This window comes from Streptomyces sp. NPDC053673, assembly GCF_055585225.1.
The window spans coordinates 40801-59779 of sequence record NZ_JBVJKN010000008.1; the positions used below are offsets into that span (position 1 = coordinate 40801).

The following is an 18979-nucleotide window of genomic DNA, read 5'->3' on the forward strand; positions in this document are numbered from 1 at the left end:
GTGTTGCGTCCCACCGTACGGCGGGGAGCGATGAGGGGCTCGGGGGTCTCGGTATCCGGGCGGAAGTGCCGTTACGCGCTGCGGTCGAGGGCGCGCAGGCTGCGGTCCGTGATGGACCGGGCGCCACGCCCTATGGCGATCGTGCCGGACTGGACCAGCTCCTTGATGCCGAACTGCTCCAGCATCTTCAGCATGGCGTCGAGCTTGTCACTCGATCCGGTGGCCTCGATCGTGACGGCCTCGGGCGAGACGTCGACGGTCTTGGCGCGGAACAGCTGGACGATCTCGACGATCTGGGAGCGGGTCTCGTTGTCGGCGCGGACCTTCACCAGGACGAGCTCGCGCTGGATCGCGGCGCTTGGCTCGAGCTCGACGATCTTCAGGACGTTGACCAGCTTGTTGAGCTGCTTGGTCACCTGCTCCAGCGGCAGGTCCTCGACCTGGACCACGATCGTGATGCGGGAGATGTCGGGGTGCTCGGTGACGCCGACGGCGAGCGAGTCGATGTTGAAACCGCGGCGGGAGAACAGAGCGGCGATCCTGGCCAGGATGCCCGGGGTGTTCTCCACCAGGACGGAGAGCGTGTGCTTGGACATGATTCGTTACGTCTCTCTCTACTCTCGCTGCTCGCTCAGTCGTCTTCGTTGTCGCCGAAGTCCGGGCGGACGCCGCGGGCGGCCATGACCTCGTCGTTGGAGGTGCCTGCGGCGACCATCGGCCACACCATGGCGTCCTCGTGGACGATGAAGTCGATGACGACGGGACGGTCGTTGATCGCGTTGGCCTCGGCGATGACCTTGTCCAGGTCGGCCGGGTCCTCGCAGCGCAGGGCGACACAGCCCATGGCCTCGGACAGCTTCACGAAGTCCGGGACGCGGGTGCCCTTGCGGGGCGCCGTGCTCGCGCCGAGCTGGGAGCCGGTCGTGTGGTGGCCGGTCTCGTCGGCGTGCAGGACGGTGCTGGAGTAACGCTCGTTGTAGAACAGGGTCTGCCACTGACGGACCATGCCCAGCGCGCCGTTGTTGATGATCGCGACCTTGATCGGGATGTTGTTCAGCGCGCAGGTGACCAGCTCCTGGTTGGTCATCTGGAAGCAGCCGTCTCCGTCGATCGCCCAGACGGTACGGTCCGGCATTCCGGCCTTGGCTCCCATGGCGGCCGGGACGGCGTAGCCCATGGTCCCGGCGCCGCCGGAGTTCAGCCAGGTGGCCGGCTTCTCGTAGTCGATGAAGTGGGCGGCCCACATCTGGTGCTGGCCGACACCGGCCGCGAAGATCGTGCCCTCCGGGGCGAGCCGGCCGATCCGCTGGATGACCTGCTGCGGGGCGAGGCTGCCGTCGTCCGGCGTCTCGTAGCCGAGCGGGTAGGTCTCGCGCCAGCGGTTGAGGTCGTTCCACCAGGCGGCGTAGTCGCCGGTGTTGCCCTCGTTGTGCTCGGCCTGGACGGCCTGGACCAGATCGGCGATGACCTCGCGGGCGTCACCGACGATCGGGACGTCGGCGGCGCGGTTCTTGCCGATCTCGGCCGGGTCGATGTCGGCGTGGACGATCTTGGCGTACGGGGCGAAGCTGTCCAGCTTTCCGGTGACGCGGTCGTCGAAACGGGCGCCGAGGGCGACGATCAGGTCGGCCTTCTGCAGCGCGGTGACGGCGGTGACCGCACCGTGCATGCCCGGCATTCCCACGTGCAGCGGGTGGCTGTCGGGGAACGCGCCCAGCGCCATCAGGGTGGTGGTGACGGGGGCGCCCGTGAGCTCCGCCAGGACCTTCAGCTCGGCCGTGGCCCCGGCCTTGAGGACACCGCCTCCGACGTACAGGACGGGGCGCTTGGCCTGCGTGATCAGCTTGGCGGCCTCGCGGATCTGCTTGGCGTGCGGCTTGGTCACCGGGCGGTAGCCGGGCAGTTCGGTCTGCGGCGGCCAGCTGAAGGTGGTCTGTGCCTGCAGGGCGTCCTTGGCGATGTCGACCAGGACCGGTCCCGGGCGGCCGGTGGAGGCGATGTGGAAGGCCTCGGCGATCGTCCTCGGGATGTCGTCGGCCTTGGTGACCAGGAAGTTGTGCTTGGTGATCGGCATCGTGATGCCGCAGATGTCCGCCTCCTGGAAGGCGTCCGTGCCGATGGCCTTGCTGGCCACCTGGCCGGTGATCGCGACCAGCGGGACGGAGTCCATGTGGGCGTCGGCGATCGGCGTGACCAGGTTCGTGGCACCCGGCCCGGAGGTGGCCATGCACACGCCGACCTTGCCGGTGGCCTGCGCGTAGCCGGTGGCGGCGTGGCCCGCGCCCTGCTCGTGGCGGACCAGGATGTGACGGACCCGGGAGGAGTCCATCAGCGGGTCGTACGCGGGGAGGATGGCACCGCCCGGGATGCCGAACACGGTCTCGGCCCCGACTTCCTCGAGAGAGCGGATGAGGGACTGCGCGCCCGTGACGTGCTCAACGGTGGCGGAGGTCTGTCCGCCGGTGCGGGCCCGCGGCTGCGGATGGTGGGCCCCGGTGGCCTGCTCGGTCATCGGCATTCTCTTCTCGAAGCTGAGGGTTTTTGCGGGTCTCGAAGCTGGGTGTTTTGCGGGGATTTAGTAAGTACCAGTGCAACAAAAAACCCCTCGTGCCGTGAGGCAAGCGAGGGGAGCGCGCCGGTGCGGTCTGCAGAGCCCGTGCAGGGCCCTGCTTCAGCCGACGCGCTTTCCAAGTACGAGAATTCGGGTGCGCATGGCACTGACCCTCTCCCCGGCGCACTACCACTGTCAAGTGGGTGGGACAGGCGTCTCATTATTTGAGCGCATCGAGGGATGCCCGAACACCTCCGGTGGGGCCGCCTGGCGCCGCCCGGGCAGGGAACGGCCGGAGAGGACCGGCAGCGCGGCTCCGCCGGGCACCGGATACTCGCCACGCACCAGGGCACGGCGCAGCCGGTACTCGTCGATCGGTCCCGAGAACGCCATCCCCTGGCCGTGGGTGCAGCCCATGGCGCGCAGAGCCAGCACCTGCTCGGGCACGTCCACACCGTCCGCCACGGAGTGCATGCCGAGGTCGCAGGCGATACGGAGCAGCCCGCTGGTGATCTTGTGCAGTCTGGCCGACTCGACGACGCCCTCGACCAGGCCGCGGTCGAGTTTCAGTACGTCGACGGGGAGCCGGCGCAGTGCGTTGATCGCGGCGTAGCCGCTGCCGAAGCCGTCCAGGGCGATCCGTACTCCGAGTCGCCGCAGCGCGACGAGGCGCTGCTCCAGCTCGTCGAAGGAGATCCGCGGGTCGCTGTCGGCGAGCTCGATCACCAGGGAACCGGAGGGCAGCCCATGGCGGGTGAGGAGCCCCTCGATGGAGCCGAGCGGCACGGACCGGTCCAGCAGCCGACGGGCGGGGAGCCGGATGGACACGGGCACCTGGTGTCCGAGTCGGCTGCGCTCCGCGGCCTGCTCGACGGCCTCCTCCAGCAGCCAGCGGCCGAGCTCGGCGGTGCGGTCGCTGTCCTCGGCGACCCGCAGGAATTCGGCGGGCGTGAAGAGGATGCCCTGGGCCGATCTCCAGCGGGCCTGCGCGGCGACGGCGCTGATACGGCCGTCGTCGAGGCCGACGACGGGCTGGTGGAGCAGCGCGAACTCACCGTCGTGGAGCGCGGCGCGCAGCCGGCCGGCCAGCTCGCTGCGACGGACGACCTCTGCCTGCATCTGGGGTGCGTACAGCTCGACCCGGTTCTTGCCGCCCGCCTTGGCCCGGTACATGGCCAGGTCGGCGTTGCGCAGCAGCTCGCCCGCAGTGATGCCGGACTCGGCGAAGGCGACGCCGATGGACGCGGCGACCCGCACCTCGTTGCCCCCCACCCGGTACGGCTGGGAGAGCATGAGCCGCAGCCGGTCGGCGATGTCGTGCACCGTGAACTCGCGGGCGGACTGATCGCGGGAGCCGTCGCCGAGGATGAGGGCGGCGAATTCGTCACCGCCCAGCCGGGCCGCGGTGTCACCCGCGCGTACGGACTCCTGGAGACGGCGGGCGGCCTGGATCAGCAGCTCGTCGCCGGCCTGGTGACCGAGGCGGTCGTTCACCCCCTTGAAGCCGTCCAGGTCGATGAAGAGCACGGCCGTGCCCTGGTCGCCGGCGCGGCGGCCGCCGAGGGCCTGGCGTACCCGCTCGGTGAACAGTGCACGGTTGGGCAGGTCGGTGAGCGGGTCGTGCTCGGCGTTGTGCTGCAGCTGGGCCTGGAGGCGCACCCGCTCGGTGACATCCCTGCTGTTGAAGATCAGCCCGCCCTGGTGGCGGTTGACCGTGGACTCGACATTGAGCCACTGGCCGGTACCGGATCTGAAACGGCACTCGATGCGGGTCGTGGGCTCCTCCGAAGGAGGAGCGGCCAGAAACCGGCGCACTTCGTGGACAACGCGCCCCAGATCCTCGGGGTGGATGAGGGATGCCAGCTCGGAGCCGATGAGCTCGTCCGCGTCGCGGCCGTACACACCGGCGGCGGCCGGGCTGACGTAGCGGAGTATGCCTGTGGGCGCGGCGATCATGATGACGTCACTGGAGCCCTGAACCAGGGATCGGAAGTGGTTCTCCTTCTGGGCCAGTTCATGAGTGAGGGCGATGTTGTCGAGCAGCATGATGCCCTGCCTGACGACCAGGGCGAGGACGACCATGCAGCCGGTGAAGACCACCACCCGGTCGACCCGGCGGTCCTCGATGACGTTGTAGAGGATGCCGAGCGTGCAGACGGCTGCCGCCAGATACGGAGTGAGGGCGGCGAGGGAGCCGGCAATGGGGCGGACCGCGGGCCGGGATCCGCGGGGATGCCCGGCGCTCGCCTCCAGTCGGCGCACTCCCCAGGGCGCGTACGCGAGGAGGAGCGAGCCGGCGAACCATCCGGCGTCCAGCAGCTGCCCGGAGTGGTAGTTGTCCCGCAGCAGCGGTGAGGTGAACAGGGCGTCGCACAGCACGGTCAGGGCGAGCGCGGCGATGGCGGTGTTGATCGCCGACCGGTTCAGGTTCGACCGCCGGAAGTGCAGGGCGAGCACCATGCTGACGAGAACGATGTCAAGCAGCGGATAGGCGAGGGACAGTGCCGCCTCGGCCACGCTCTCGCCCTCGAAGTGCGCGGTGTGCGCGAGGGCGAGGCTCCAGGAGAGCGTGAGCAGGGAGCCGCCGATCAGCCAGGCGTCGAGGGCGAGGCAGACCCAGCCGGCCCGGGTGACGGGCCGCTTGGCCAGGACGAGCAGCCCCACGATGGCCGGCGGCGCGAAGCAGAGGAAGAACAGATCGGCGAGGCACGGGCTCGGCACGGCCTGGCCGAGCACCACCTCGTACCAGCCCCAGACCGCGTTTCCGCACGCCGCCATGGCGGACGAGACCGCGAAGAGCATCCAGGCGGGCCGGAAGCGGTTGCCGCGCGCACGTGCGTAGACGAAGCAGGAGACCGCTGCGAGCAGGGCGGCGAGACTGAGCCCGAAATCACCCATGATCAGCGCCAGTTGCTCGGATCCCCAGCCGAAGGCGGCACCGACGGCATAACCGCCGCTGGCGAGACCGAGCAGGACCTTCGGCATCATCCCCGTCCCGGCGCCGTCCTGGACCGACCGGGGCGCGAGGAGCGCTCCCAGGGCGCTCACCGGACCGCTCCTGACAGCGCTTTCAGCCGACTCCGCCTGCGGGGCCGGCTGTGCGGGCTCCCCGGGCTCCGCCCGCGAGGGCCGGGCGCTGTGCCCGGTCTCGCCGGGGCCGCGGGTCCGGGCATCGGAGCGCGCGAGGGTCGTCGGCGGCGCTCCCGCCGCGTCGGATCGTTGGTCCATTGGCCGTGCATCGCCCGTCGCCCCCCTCGAAGTCTGATCGCTCCGCCACGCCGCTCTCGTACACGACGCAGCCCCCAAGTCGGGACGATACACCAGTCTCGTCACTCAGGGACATAGGTTCTCTACTCACAGTGACCGAGAGGGGGATCATCGACACACGATGCATCCGGACGACTCCGCAGAGTGCCCGGCGCGCTCCAGTGTGGCGTCTACTCGGTCGTGAGGACCACGTTTCGCAGCGGCTCTCCTGCCACGTACCGGGTGAGCTGTCCGGCCAGCAGGCGCTTGGCGCGGGGCAGGAAGGCCGAAGTGGAGCCGCCGACGTGAGGACTGATCAGGACGCCCTGGGCGTGCCAGAGCGGGTGGCCGACGGGCAGCGGCTCGGGGTCGGTGACGTCGAGGGCTGCGGTGATCCGGCCGCTCTCGACCTCCGTGAGCAGCGCTTTAGTGTCGACGACCGGTCCGCGCGCGACGTTCACCAGCAGGGCGCCGTCCTTCATCCGGGCCAGGAAATCGGCGTTGGCGAGATGGTGGGTGGCCGGTGTGAGCGGGGTGGAGAGGATCACCACATCGGATTCGGCGAGCAGCGCCGGGAGTTCGGTGAGTGCGTGCACTTCGCCGCGCTCAGTGGTACGTGCGGAGCGCGCGACGCGCGCCACCCGCGCACATTCAAACGGCACGAGCCGGTCCTCGATGGCGGCGCCGATCGAGCCGTACCCGACGATGAGCACGGACTTGTCGGCGAGCGCCGGATAGAAGCCTGACCTCCACTCCTCCTGACGCTGGCCCTCCACGAAGCGGGGAATGCCGCGCAGGGAGGCGAGGATCAGGGCGAGGGTGAGCTCGGCGGTGCTCGCCTCGTGAACTCCCTGGGCGTTGCAGAGGCGTACGCCGGCATGCAGCGAGCCGAGCCCGGGTTCGACGTGGTCGATTCCGGCCGACAGGGTCTGGACGACCCGGACGTTCCTCATGGCGGCCAGCGGCCGTACCGCGACCCCCGTGCCCTTCATGTACGGGACGACGTAGAAGGCGCAGTCGGCGGGGTCGGCCGGATAGTCCTCGTCGCCGTCCCAGAAGCGGTAGCTGAGCCCGGACTCCGCGGCAGCGGGGAGCCCTTCGATCTCGTCTGCCGGAATGGGAAGCCAAACGTCAGAAGTCATGGTCAGGAGGCTATGCGAAGCGCGGCGGGAGGCAGAGGTTAGTTTGGGGAGCGGCACAGGGAGGGGTACGCGCAGGTGGACCGCAGGACAATCGGTGCGGCGGCGCTCGAAGTGGGCGCGATCGGCCTCGGCTGTATGCCGATGAGCTGGGCGTACACCAGCTCGCAGCAGCGCGGTGACCGCTCGTTGCGCACAGTGCACGCGGCGCTCGACACGGGGGTGAATCTGCTCGACACGGCCGACATGTACGGCCCGTTCACCAATGAACTGCTGCTCGGCAGGGTCCTCAAGGAGCGGCGGGGCGAGGCGTTCGTCTCGACGAAGGTCGGACTGCTCGTCGGCGATCAGCACATCGTCGCCAATGGGCGGCCGGGCTATGTGCGGCGGGCGTGCGACGCGTCGCTGCGGCGGCTCGGGATCGATGTCATCGACCTGTACCAGCTCCACCGCGCGGACCCGGAGGTCCCGGTGGAGGAGACCTGGGGCGCGATGGCGGAGCTCGTGTCCGCGGGAAAGGTGCGCGCGCTGGGGCTTTGCGCGGTGGGGGCGCGGGCGTCGCGCAGAGCGGGTGCGGGGGTGTACGACGGAACGATTCGGCAGCTGGAGCGGGTGCAGCAGGTCTTTCCGGTCAGCGCGGTGGAGGCGGAGCTGTCGGTGTGGTCGCCCGAGTCGCTCGACGCGCTGCTGCCGTGGTGCGAAGCGCGTGGCGTGGGTTTCCTGGCGGCGATGCCGCTGGGCAACGGATTCCTCACGGGCACCCTGACCCCCGGGCAGGGCTTCGAGCCCGATGATCTGCGGGCCAGGCACCCGCGGTTCACGGCGGAGATGATGGCGGCGAACCAGCCGGTGGTCGCGGGACTGCGGCGGGTCGCGGAGCGGCACGGTCCCGGTACGACTCCGGCGCAGGTGGCGCTGGCGTGGGTACTGGGGCGCGGACGTCATGTCGTGCCGGTGCCGGGGGCCAAACGGGAGCGGTGGGCCGTGGAGAACGCGGCGGCGGCGCGGCTGGAGCTGACCGTGCGGGACGTCGCCGAGATCGCGGGACTGCCGCCGGCCAGGGGATCCTGGGACTAGGCCGTGTTTGAGAACTCCCGCCTGGCTCGCGACGCCTGGCACGCACTCCCCCGTAGCCCTTCGGGCACGGGAGGTGCCCCCACGCTGCGTTGTCGGAGTCATCCAAGTACGTCCAGTACGAGGATGATCTCCCCCAGAGCTGCGCCTGGGAGGTGTCCCCACCGCCTTGCGATTGCACGCACCGGACGCCGCGAGCCCCGCCCTACGGGCGGACGGCGCTAGTTCTGAAACACGGCCTAGGGCCTGTCCGGAGCGTGTCCGGGATCCCGGGACCGGTCTGCCCGCGAAATCATCTGCGGAGATCGGGAACCTGGAGCGGGGCTGCGGTGTAAGAACTGTAGACGTGCGGCTCGTACGGCTCACGCGACCCGCTCACCCGGCGAAGGGACATGAATCGTGCAACGTCCAGGTGTAACGGCCGTGCTGGCCGCTGCCGCGCTGCTGTTCGTCGCCGGGTGCTCGTCCGGCGGCGGACAGGAGCGGGCGGACGGGCGCCAAGGCGCCCCCTCGGGCCAGGTCAGCCCCTCAGCCCCGGGCAGCGGTACCTCCCCGGCCGCGCCGCCGGCGAAGGGCTCGGTGAAGGTGACGGCCACGCTGACCCAGGACCTGAAGTCTCCCTGGGGCCTGGCCGCCCTGCCCGACGGCGACCTGCTGGTCTCGTCGCGCGACGAGGGCACGATCACGCGCGTCGCCGCCGACAGCGGCAAGAAGACGGAGATAGGCGCGGTGCCGGGCGTCGCCCCGGCCGGTGAGGGGGGCCTGATGGGCCTCGCCGTCTCCCCGTCGTTCGCCTCGGACCACCTGGTGTATGCGTACTTCACGACCGAGTCGGACAACCGCATCGCCCGCATGCTGTACGACGAGAAGAAGCCGGCCGGGCAGCAGCTCGGCGCTCCCGACACCGTCCTGCGGGGCATCCCCAAGGGCCGTATCCACAACGGCGGACGGATCGCCTTCGGCCCGGACAAGATGCTCTACGCGGGCACGGGCGAAACGGGCGACACGGGACTGGCGCAGGACAAGGAATCCTTGGGCGGCAAGATCCTCCGGATGACCCCGGACGGGGAGCCTGTGCACGGGAATCCGTCGGCGGATTCCGTGGTCTATTCGTACGGCCACCGCAATGTGCAGGGCCTCGCCTGGGACTCCGAAAAGCGGCTGTGGGCCGCCGAGTTCGGGCAGCACACCTGGGACGAGCTGAATCTCATCGAACCCGGCAAGAACTACGGCTGGCCCGAGGTGGAGGGCAAGGGCGGCAGGCCCGGCTTTGTGGACCCGGTGGCTCAGTGGCGGACGGACGAGGCGTCTCCGAGCGGGATCGCCTACGCCAAGGGCTCGATATGGATGGCGGGCCTGAGGGGCGAGCGCCTGTGGCGGATTCCGCTGGCCGGTGCGGAACCTTCCGCGGATCCCCAGGCGTTCCTCGAAGGACAGTACGGCAGGCTGCGTACGGTCCTGCCGGTCGGCGGGGCGGGCGGCGGCTCGGCCGTCTGGCTGGTCACCAGCGAGACGGACACCAGAGGCACACCTGAGCCGGGGGACGACAGGATCCTGCGGCTGGAGGTGAAGTGAGAGGTGAGCGGCTTGTGTTCAATCTGATCGAGGAGCTCTTCGCGCCCGGCCGCAAGCACACCGAGGACGAGAGGAACCGGCTGCAGCTGACGCGGGTGGACGTCGGCGACGGCGATCCGGCGCACGGCGAGATAGACCTGTCTTCCGGGAAGGTCGTCATACGCACGCCTCGCGAGGACCCGCAGGCCTGAGGCGTCAGCACCTGCCCCTGCGGGCGCCCGCAGGGGCAGGGGGTGGTCAGGCGGTCGCCGGGAAGAGCTGGAGACGGTGGGCCAGCGCGGCGGCCTCGCCGCGGCCTGCGACGCCGAGCTTCGCCAGGATGTTGGAGACGTGGACGCTCGCGGTCTTGGGTGAGATGTAGAGCTCCTCGGCGATCTGGCGGTTGGTGCGGCCGGCGGCGACCAGGCGCAGGACGTCCTGCTCCCGCGGGGTCAGTCCAAGGTCCTCGGCGGGGGCGGGGACGGGTTCGGGCGCGGGCTCGGGGGTGGTGAGGCCGACACGGGCTCGCTGGGCGAGCTGGGCGACGGCCTGGGCGAGCGGGCGGGCTCCGAGGGCCTCGGCGGTCCGGTGGGCCTGGCGCAGGAGGTCGACCGCAGGTTCGCGTTCCCCGGCCGCCAGCAGCGACTCGGCCGTGCGATGGCGGACCCGGGCCACGTCGTAAGGGCGCTCCACGGAGGCGAAGGCGGCCAGCACAGCGGCCCAGGTGTCCCGGGTGTCCTGACCCTCGGCGCGGCGCAGTTCCGCCCGTACCCACTCCTCGTAGGCGTTCCAGACCGGTGCGGAGGTGGGGAGTGCCTTGGCGCCGTGGCGGATGCGGGAGAGCGCCTCGGCACGCCCGGCCTCGGCGGCGGGCAGACCGCGGACGTCGGCCTCCGCGGTGGCCGCGGCGAGCAGCAGCGGCCAGGCATAGCGCTGGGTGCCCGGCGGAAAGCCGGGGGCCACGGCGCGGTCGAGTTCTGCACGGGCGTCAGCGATACGGCCCTCGCCCGCGGCGACGCCGACGGCGATACGGGCCAAGGGTATTGACTGCTGCGGAATGGGGTCGTGGGTGCCGTAGTAGTCGTGCGCGGCGGCGAGCTGTCTGGCGGCCTCGGCCATCTCGCCCCGGGCGAGGGCGAGATAGGCGTGCCGGGAGGCTCCGGCGCCGCGCGGCCTGGCGCTCTGTCCGATGCGCTGGGCCTGGGCGGCGGCCTCGGCCGCCTCGTCCCAGCGGCCGAGGGCGTACAGCGACTCGGACAGGTTGCCCCACAGCCAGGCTTCGGAGTCCAGCAGTCCGTACTTCCTGGACAGCTCGAGCCCTTTCTCGAGAACGGACACGGCCTCGGCGGAGCGACCGACGCCTTCCAGGACGGAGGGGAGGTTCACATGGCTGCGGCCCACAGCGGCGGGGATGCCCATGTCGGTCACCCGGTCCTTGACCGTGTACATCTCGGCGAGTCCGGCCTCGACGTCGCCCGCGTCGACCATCAGGCCTCCGAGGGTGAGCCGCGCGTGCATCTCGATGTCGGGGGCGCCGACCATCTGCGCGTACGTGACGGCGCGTTCGGCCGCGGCCAGCGCGTCGGGCCCGGGGTTGTGCAGCATGGACCAGGCGGCGACGCTGGCGAGCACGTCGGCGTGGACCTCGGACGGAGGCAGTCCGCGCACGAGCTCCTGCGCGGTGGCGAGTTCCTTCCAGCCGTCGCCGCGGCCCTGGCTCTGCGTCAGGCGAGAGCGCTGGACCCAGAACCAGGCGGAGCGCAGGGCGTCGTTCTCCTCGTCCAGGATCCGCAGCGCCCGCTTGGTGATCTTCAGGGCGCGTTCCCGTTCGCCGCAGAGACGGCCTGCGACGGCAGCCTCGGCCATGAGGTCGAGATAGTGCAGCGGGGTGGTGGCCGGGTCGCAGCCGCACGGAGGGTAGACCTCGGCGTAGTCTGCGGGGCGCAGCTCGGCCCGTACGTCCTCGGGGGCGTCGTCCCACAGCTCCATCGCCCGTTCCAGCAGCCGGAGTTGCTCGGAGTAGGCGTGCCGGCGACGGGCCTCGACGGCGGCGTCCAGCACGGCGGGGAGGGCCTTCGCGGCGTCGTGGGCGTGGTACCAGTAGCTGGCGAGGCGGGCGGCGCGTTCGTCGGCGCGGACGAGCGCGGGACCGGCCTCCAGGGCTTCGGCGTAGCGGCGGTTGAGCCGGGAGCGTTCGCCGGGCAGCAGATCGTCGCTGACGGCCTCGCGGACCAGGGAGTGGCGGAAGCGGTAGCCGTCGCCGTCCGGGGTGGGGGTGAGGATGTTGGCGCCCACGGCGGACCGCAGGGCCTCGATGAGTTCGTCCTCGGGGAGCCCGGCGACGGCGGCGAGCAGGTCGTACTCGACGGTGGACCCACCCTCGGCGACGATCCTGGCGACCCGCTGGGCGTGGTCGGGCAGTCCTTCGACACGGACGAGCAGGAGATCCCGGAGCGAGTCGGTGAGACCGGTGCAGCAGCCCCCCTCGTGGGCGGCGACGGCGAGTTCCTCGACGAAGAAGGCGTTGCCGTCGGAGCGTTCGAAGATGTCGTCGACGAGGGCCGGGGCGGGTTCCGTGGCGAGGATTCCGGCCATCTGGCGGGCGACCTCGTCGCGACTCAAGCGGGGCAGCTCGACGCGCTGGAGGGTCCGCAGCCGGTCGAGTTCGGCGAGGAGGGGCCGCAGCGGGTGGCGGCGGTGGATGTCGTCGGCACGGTAGGTGGCGACGACGACGAGGCGGCCGCGGCGCAGGGTGCGCAGGAGGTAGGCGAGGAGGTGGCGGGTGGAGGCGTCGGCCCAGTGAAGGTCCTCCAGGACGACGACGACCGTGCGGTCGGCGGCCAGGCGTTCCAGGAGGCGGACGGTGAGTTCGAAGAGCCGGGCGACGCTCTCCTCATCGGGCCGGCCCTGCCGGCTGCGCGCGGTCTGGACCAACTCGGGCAGCAGTCGGGCCAGTTCCTCCTCCTGCCCGGCCGCCGCCGCTGCGAACTCCTCGGGCAGCCGCCGCCGCAGGCTGCGCAGCGCGGTGGAGAACGGGGCGAACGGCAGCCCGTCGGCACCGATCTCGACACAGCCGCCGATGGCGGAGACGGCGCCCCTGCGGCAGGCCTCGTCGTGGAACTCCTCCATGAGACGGGTCTTGCCCACTCCGGCCTCGCCGCCGACGAGCAACGCCTGTGGCTCTCCCGCGGTGGCGCGGGAGAGCGCGTGTGCAAGGGTGTTCAGTTCGCCGGTGCGGCCGACGAAGACGGGGCTGACGGACCGGGTCTCCACGCCGCCGAGCATCGCACAGCCGTCCGGGCCGGCGGCACTGGGTATTGGCACGACCGTCATGGCCCGGCCCCGTCATGCAGCCCGGGCGAACCGGCCGTGGCCACTCACCTGCCCCTCCGGTTCGTCCTTGGCGGACGGGGTGCCGGCGGGGCGGGCGGCACGGCGGGCGACGCGCAACCGCCGGGCCAGCCGCTCGTTGTCGGCCCGGCGGATCATCTCGGCGTGCTGAATCTTCTGGAGTTCGTACGCGAACACGGGGTTCTCCCTGGTGACGAGGTGTTGGCGACTCGTTCGAGCCTTCGCTTCCGCGATGTCTCAACTCTCGTCCCCCAGGGGGTGCGGCCACATCGGGAGAGTGCCGCATCTTCTCGGCCCGGGGTCCTTAGACGTCGGCCCAGGTCCGCCGATCCCCCTCTAAGGCACCCCGATCAGGGCTCAGGAACACCGGTCTCAGGAACGGCGGTCTCAGAAACGGCGGTCCAGGGGACGGCGGTCCCGGAAAGGGTGTCCCGGGAAGGGTGGGGCCAGGCTCAGGAACGGCTGCCGGCCGCGCGCCGTTCGCGCCACTCCGGGGCCAGCACGGACCAGACCTCCATGTCATGGCGGATGCCCTGCCACGGGAAGAGCTCGCGCAGGACGCCGTCGCGGGTCATGCCGAGCCGCTTCGCCACACCGATGGAGCGGTGGTTGAGGGACGAGGCGAGCCATTCGACGCGGTGCATGCCGCGCTCGTCCACGGCCCAGTCGATGAGGTGCTCGACGGCCCGGGTGATCAGTCCGCGACCGGCGGCGGACGGCTCCAGCCAGACGCCGACCTCGCACGACTCTGTCTCGGTGTCGAAGACCCGGAAGAGCACACCGCCGACGATGGTGCCGTCCAGCCGGATCACGTACAGCCGGCCGGTGTCGGCCGCCTGCTTGTCGGCGTAGCTCTGGAGCAAGGTGCGGGCGGAATCGACGTCCTTCACATTGACCGTCATGGGCACCCAGGGACCCGCGTACTCCCGCGCCCGGTCGATGTGGTCGAGGAACTCCTCGGCCTGCCAGGGCTCGATGGGCCGGAGCTCGGCGCCGTCCCCCAGGGATATCGCGAACATCCCGCTCCTTCACGGTCTCTCTGGACTTCTCGGTGTCTCTGGACTTGTTCGTGTCGCTCGACTTGTTCGTGTCGCTCGACTTGTTCGTGTCGCTCGACTTCTCGGTGTCTCCCGCTACCGCGCGAGCGGGCTGTCCTCGCTCACACGCTGCTCCGGGATCTTCGCATGTGTGCGGGTTCGGCTCACGGGAGTTTCGATGCTGATCCGTGGCAGCCACCGGTCCAGTCGGCGCGGCAGCCACCAGTTGGCGGCGCCCAGCAAGTGCATGAGCGCGGGCACCAGGAGCGTACGGAGGACGAAGGCGTCCAGCGCGACGGCCGCGGCGAGTCCGATGCCGAACATCGCGATGACACGGTCGCCGCTGAGGACGAACGCGAGGAAGACGGAGATCATGATGACCGCCGCGGAGTTGATCACGCGACTCGTCTCGGCGAGGCCGATCCGGACGGCGCGCCGGTTGTCCCCGGTCGCCAGCCACTCCTCGTACATCCGGCTGACCAGGAAGACCTGGTAGTCCATGGAGAGTCCGAAGAGCACCGAGACCATGATGACGGGCAGGAAGGGCTCGATCGGTCCCGCGCTGCCGAGTCCGAGCAGTTCACTCCCCCAGCCCCACTGGAAGATCGCGACGACGACGCCGAAGGCGGAGGCGACGGCCGCCACGTTCATCAGGGCGGCCTTGAGCGGGATGCCGAGGGAGCGGAAGGCGAGCAGGAGAAGCAGACAGCCGAGCGCGATGACGACGCCGACGAAGAGCGGCAGCTTGCCGACGATCACCGCGGCGAAGTCGTCGTAGCTCGCGGTCACACCTCCGACGTGGACGTGCAGCGAGGTGCCGCTCACGGCGGTGGGCAGGACGGTGTCGCGGAGGCGGTCGACGAGTTCGCTGGTCTCCTTGGACTGTGGCGAGGACTCCGGCACGACGGTGAGCACGGCGGTGTCGGCGCTGCGGTTGTAGGTCACGGGGCTGACGGAGGCGACGCCCTTGGTGTCCCTCAGGGTGCGGGGCAGCTTCTGCAGTGCCCGCCGGTCGTCGGCGCCGTCGAGTTCGGCGACCAGAGTGAGAGGGCCGTTGGCGCCGGGGCCGAAGCCCTCGGCGATCAGGTCGTACGCCTTTCGGGTGGTGCTGGACGCCGGGTTGTTGCCCTGGTCGGACGTGCCGAGGTGGAGCGAGAGCGTCGGCAGCGCCAGCACGGCCATCACCACCGCGGCGACAGCCCCGAGCAGCTTCGGGCGGCGTTCGACGAAGACGGACCAGCGGGCGGCCCAACCGGTCGGGAGCTCGGGCCGGGGACCGCGCCTGGCGAGCCTGCGGCGCTCGGGGCGGCCGAGTGCCCGCATTCCGATGAAGGACAGCAGCGCGGGCAGCAGAGTCACGGAGGCGGCGACGGTGAGGAGGACCGTGAGACAGGCGGCGATCGCCACTCCGTTGAGGAAGGAGAGTCGCAGGGTCAGCATGCCGAGCAGGGCGATGCACACGGTGAGGCCGGCGAAGACGACGGCGCGCCCGGTGGTCGCCACGGCGGTCTCGGCGGCCTCGGCGACGGCCAGTCCCCGTCTGAGCCCCTTGCGGTGCCGGGTGACGATGAACAGGGCGTAGTCGATCCCGACGCCGAGTCCGATCAGCAGACCGAGCATGGGCGCGAAGTCGGCGACGTCCATGGCGTGGCCGAGCAGCACGATGCCCGAGTACGCGGCGCCGACGCTGACGAGCGCGGTGGCGATGGGCAGCAGGCTGGCGGCGAGCGAGCCGAAGGCGAGGAAGAGGACGACCGCGGCGACGGCCACGCCGACGATCTCGGCGATGTGTGAGGAGGGCGCCTCGGTCAGGGCGGTGGCGCTGCCGCCGAGTTCGACCTGGAGCCCGTCGCCGGCGGCCGCCCGGGCCGTGTCGACGACGGCCTGTGCCTGCGCTTCGGTGATGTCCTCGGCCTTCGCGTCGAAGACGACCGTGGCGTAGGCGGTGTGGCCGTCCTCGCTGATCTGTGCGGCGCCGTCCGGGACGGAGACTCCGCCGTTGCCGCCCGGGGCGGCGCTGTCGTCGTCCTTGCCGTTGCCGGCCTTGGCTGTGGCTTTGGCCTTGGCCTTGGCTGCGTCCCTGGCCTTCGCCTCGGTCCCGGGTTCGTCCTTCGCCTCGGCCTCGGCCTTGGCCTTGGCCTTGGCCTTGGCCTTGGCCTTGGACGCGTTCTTGCCCGAGGGCTTGGGCACCTGTGCGGCGGGGGGCTTCGAGGAGGTGTCGTACGGCCCCGTTACTGAGGCGACGCCGTCCAGGCGCGCGACCTTCTTGAGCATCGCGGTCGTGCGCTGCTTGACGGCGGCCGCCCGTACGCTGCCGTGCTCGCTGTGCCAGACGATCGTCTCTCCGGCGCCGCCCTGGCCGTGGAACCCGTCCTGGAGGAGTTCGGTGGCTCGGCCCGATTCCGTGCCGGGAACGTCGTAGTCGGTGGAGTACGCGGTGCCCGCGAAGCCTGCCGCGGCCGAGACACCGCCGAGAGCGAGGAGCCAGAGCATGACGGCGACAAGGCGGTGCTTGATACACCACCGGGCGATGACGGCCAACGGACGAGCTCCCTGTTGGTTTGTGGATCTTTAGAGGGAACTGCCCACAAAGAACACATGACCTTCAGGACATCACTCTGTCAGGTGATAGTGATCGTTGGGGCCCCTTCGCCCGGTTCGTGGTCATACTCACAGGGCTGCACGGAATTCGGGGCCGACATCCTCGAATTCCGTGCGCCCCGAAGGACCGCTTATGTTCGGTTATGTCACCCGGAGACGCTGGGGCGCCCGTTCTCGATGTGGCCCATCAGGCGCCGGCGGAAGCCGCTGTCGCCGTCCGCGGTCACCTCGATGTCGTACCAGCCGTGGGCGTCGGCGGCGGAGTGGACGACGGTGCGGCTGCGGCCGGGCTTCACCGTGATCTCCCGGGTCCAGTCGCGGAGGTCCTCCTCGTCGACGTACCCGAGGGGGCGGACGGTGAAGGTGACGGCCCGGTCCCCGTTGTTGCGGAGCGTGAGATGCAGATCGCGGTCGTGGTGGTCGATGCGCGAGACGACCTCGGCGCCGCCCCTGACCGGGCCGGCGAACTCGCGTCGGAAGCCGTTCGGCCCGGTGATCGTGAACCGGTAGGCGCCCCCGGTAAGGGGCACGCTCCATTGCGCCGTGCCCCTTACGTCCTTGTGCTGCGGGACAGGGAACTCACCGGCGTACGGGTAGAGCGCGAAGTGTGCGCTCGCGCGCCCCGTGTTGCTGAGCGCGACTGTCAGCGCGTCGTCGCCGAGCTTCGCGAAGGCGTCCGGCTGGTACGGCAGCGGGCGCGCGGGCCGGGTACCCGGCTCCTGCACGGGCGTGTGCTGCACCAGCGGCGGCTGCGGCCGCCAGCGGCCCGTGAACGGCGGGATCGCGCCGGGCTGCTCGACCTCGGGCTGCGGCCGGCCGCGCCGGAAGTCGAAGGCGGAGGTCAGATCGCCGGTGACGGCGCGCCGCCAGGCGGTGATGTTGGGCTCCTCGACACCCGTCCACTTCTCCAGGAACCGGACCACCGAGCTGTGGTCGAAGACCTCGGAGCAGACGTAGCCGCCGACGGTCCACGGCGAGACCACGAGCAGCGGGACGCGGATGCCGAGGCCCGTGGGCCTGCCCTGCCAGTGCTCCTCGGTGTTGTCGGCGGGCGGCACCGGCGGCGGCACGTGGTCGAAGAAGCCGTCGTTCTCGTCGTAGTTGATCAGGACGACGGTGTGCCGCCACACGTCGGGGTGCGAGCCGAGGGCGTCCAGCACCTTGTAGACGAGGGTGGCGGAGGCGATCGGCGACGAGGAGCCCGGATGCTCGGAGTCGACCGCGGACGGCACCAGGTACGACACTTCGGGGAGCGTGCCAGCGGCCACGTCCGCGCGGAACTGGTCGGCGAGGCTGCCGGTCTCACCGCGCCGCAGCCCGCGCTCGAAGAGCGAGCGCTCCTCCTTGGTGAGCGTGGCCACTCCCTCCTCCAGCGCGGCCAGCAGCCGGGCCCGCTCGGCGGCGTCGGAGGTGTCGCGGACCTTCGCGTAGAAGGCCTCCATGAAGGTGAAGTCGCCGGCCTTCGCGAGAGCCTTCCGGGCGATCTTCTTGAAGCTGGTGAAGAACTCGATGTTGTTGTCGGTGAAGTTCTCCCACTCCTGGTACGTCTTCCAGCTGCGGCCCGCCTTCTCCAGCCGCTCGGCGTAGGTGGGCCACGGGTATCCGGGGTGGCTGCCCTCGGCGTACGCGGCGTTCGTCACCGCGCGGCTGCCGTCGGCCTCGAAGCCGGTCCAGCCGCTCCACAGATGGTTGCGGTTGGGGCTCGTCGACGTATGGATCGACGAGTGGTACGCGTCGCAGATGGTGAACGTGTCGGCGAGCTCGTAGTGCAGCGGGATGTCACGACGGTCGTAGTACGCCATGGTCGCCGCGGTTTTGGCCGAAACCCAGCCGTCCATCCAGCCGTCGTGCCAGGCCTTGGCTCCGCCGCCCCAGGAGTGATCGAGGTCGCCGATGTACTGGAGGTCCTTCTTCTGCGTCTCGGCGGCGCCGCGCACCGGGAAGGGCAGCACGGCGCCCAGGGGACCGGGCTGCTCGAAGACCGGCTTGCCGGAGGGCAGTTCGACGGCATTGCGGTCACCGAAGCCACGGACGCCGCGCAGGGTGCCGAAGTAGTGATCGAAGGAACGGTTCTCCTGCATCAGGATCACCACGTGCTTGATCGCGTGCAGCCCCCCGGAGGGCGGCTGGGCGGCGAGCGCCTCCTGCAGGGACGGCGGCAGCAGGGACCCGGCCGCCGCGGCACCGAGGGCGCCCCCGCCGAGTGCGAACAGCCGTCGACGTGAGATGTCCGTGGCCAAGTGATCCTCCCGAGTCGCGCGTTACCGCCCGGAAGCTAGTGAGAGCAGATGGCGGAGGAAAGTCCCGGGGACGTCAGCGGAATGAACGTCCAAGGGGCCCATCGGAGAGTCCAGGCGAAATCTCGCCACCGGACGGCCGGTCGGCGGCGCCTGACATGGCAGCGTTGTCACTGACGCCTGCCACCA

Annotated in this window: 12 protein-coding genes; 3 read left to right on the forward strand and 9 right to left on the reverse strand. The window is 70.6% G+C overall.

Features of this window, described 5'->3' with window-relative positions:
• Positions 1-71 precede the first annotated feature (71 nt).
• From ilvN to ACZ6ZQ_RS14210, 4 genes are all read right to left on the reverse strand, one after another.
• Entirely contained in the window at positions 72-596 is a 525-nt protein-coding gene (ilvN, locus tag ACZ6ZQ_RS14195) for an acetolactate synthase small subunit (RefSeq protein ID WP_453660908.1), read from the reverse strand.
• A 35-nt stretch (positions 597-631) separates the two neighbouring features.
• Complete coding sequence (locus ACZ6ZQ_RS14200; protein WP_469768814.1) at positions 632-2518, reverse strand: acetolactate synthase large subunit; 1887 nt, start codon at positions 2516-2518, stop codon at positions 632-634.
• Between the two features lie 228 nt (positions 2519-2746).
• On the reverse strand, positions 2747-5599 hold the full coding sequence (locus ACZ6ZQ_RS14205) for a putative bifunctional diguanylate cyclase/phosphodiesterase (RefSeq protein ID WP_469768815.1): 2853 nt from the start codon (positions 5597-5599) through the stop codon (positions 2747-2749).
• Positions 5600-5988: 389 nt separating this feature from the next.
• Complete coding sequence (locus ACZ6ZQ_RS14210) at positions 5989-6939, reverse strand: 2-hydroxyacid dehydrogenase (RefSeq protein ID WP_469768816.1); 951 nt, start codon at positions 6937-6939, stop codon at positions 5989-5991.
• 75 nt (positions 6940-7014) lie between these two features.
• Here ACZ6ZQ_RS14210 and ACZ6ZQ_RS14215 point away from each other — a divergent pair, with 75 nt between their 5' ends.
• The 3 genes from ACZ6ZQ_RS14215 to ACZ6ZQ_RS14225 all read left to right on the forward strand — a co-directional run bounded on the left by ACZ6ZQ_RS14215 (position 7015) and on the right by ACZ6ZQ_RS14225 (position 9776).
• A complete protein-coding gene (locus ACZ6ZQ_RS14215; RefSeq protein WP_469768817.1) occupies positions 7015-8013 on the forward strand; it encodes an aldo/keto reductase in 999 nt (332 codons plus the stop codon).
• Between the two features lie 396 nt (positions 8014-8409).
• Entirely contained in the window at positions 8410-9585 is a 1176-nt protein-coding gene (locus ACZ6ZQ_RS14220; RefSeq protein ID WP_469768818.1) for a PQQ-dependent sugar dehydrogenase, read from the forward strand.
• A gap of 14 nt (positions 9586-9599) precedes the next feature.
• A complete protein-coding gene (locus ACZ6ZQ_RS14225; protein WP_453660913.1) occupies positions 9600-9776 on the forward strand; it encodes a DUF6191 domain-containing protein in 177 nt (58 codons plus the stop codon).
• 46 nt (positions 9777-9822) lie between these two features.
• Here the strand turns inward: ACZ6ZQ_RS14225 and ACZ6ZQ_RS14230 are convergent, their stop codons facing one another.
• The 5 genes from ACZ6ZQ_RS14230 to ACZ6ZQ_RS14250 form a co-directional block, all read right to left on the reverse strand.
• On the reverse strand, positions 9823-12849 hold the full coding sequence (locus ACZ6ZQ_RS14230; RefSeq protein WP_469768986.1) for a helix-turn-helix transcriptional regulator: 3027 nt from the start codon (positions 12847-12849) through the stop codon (positions 9823-9825).
• Positions 12850-12909: 60 nt separating this feature from the next.
• Positions 12910-13092: a hypothetical protein gene (locus ACZ6ZQ_RS14235; RefSeq protein ID WP_469768819.1), complete on the reverse strand. Its 183-nt coding sequence runs from the start codon at positions 13090-13092 to the stop codon at positions 12910-12912.
• A gap of 275 nt (positions 13093-13367) precedes the next feature.
• The gene (locus tag ACZ6ZQ_RS14240) at positions 13368-13934 is read right to left on the reverse strand and encodes a GNAT family N-acetyltransferase (RefSeq protein WP_469768820.1); all 567 of its coding nucleotides are present in this window, start codon (positions 13932-13934) and stop codon (positions 13368-13370) included.
• A 114-nt stretch (positions 13935-14048) separates the two neighbouring features.
• Positions 14049-16445 carry an MMPL family transporter gene (locus ACZ6ZQ_RS14245; protein ID WP_469768987.1) on the reverse strand — a complete coding sequence of 799 codons (2397 nt, stop codon included), beginning with the start codon at positions 16443-16445 and terminating at the stop codon, positions 14049-14051.
• Between the two features lie 254 nt (positions 16446-16699).
• Positions 16700-18793, reverse strand: coding sequence for a phosphocholine-specific phospholipase C (locus ACZ6ZQ_RS14250; protein ID WP_469768821.1), 2094 nt, complete (start codon positions 18791-18793; stop codon positions 16700-16702).
• Positions 18794-18979: the final 186 nt, after the last annotated feature.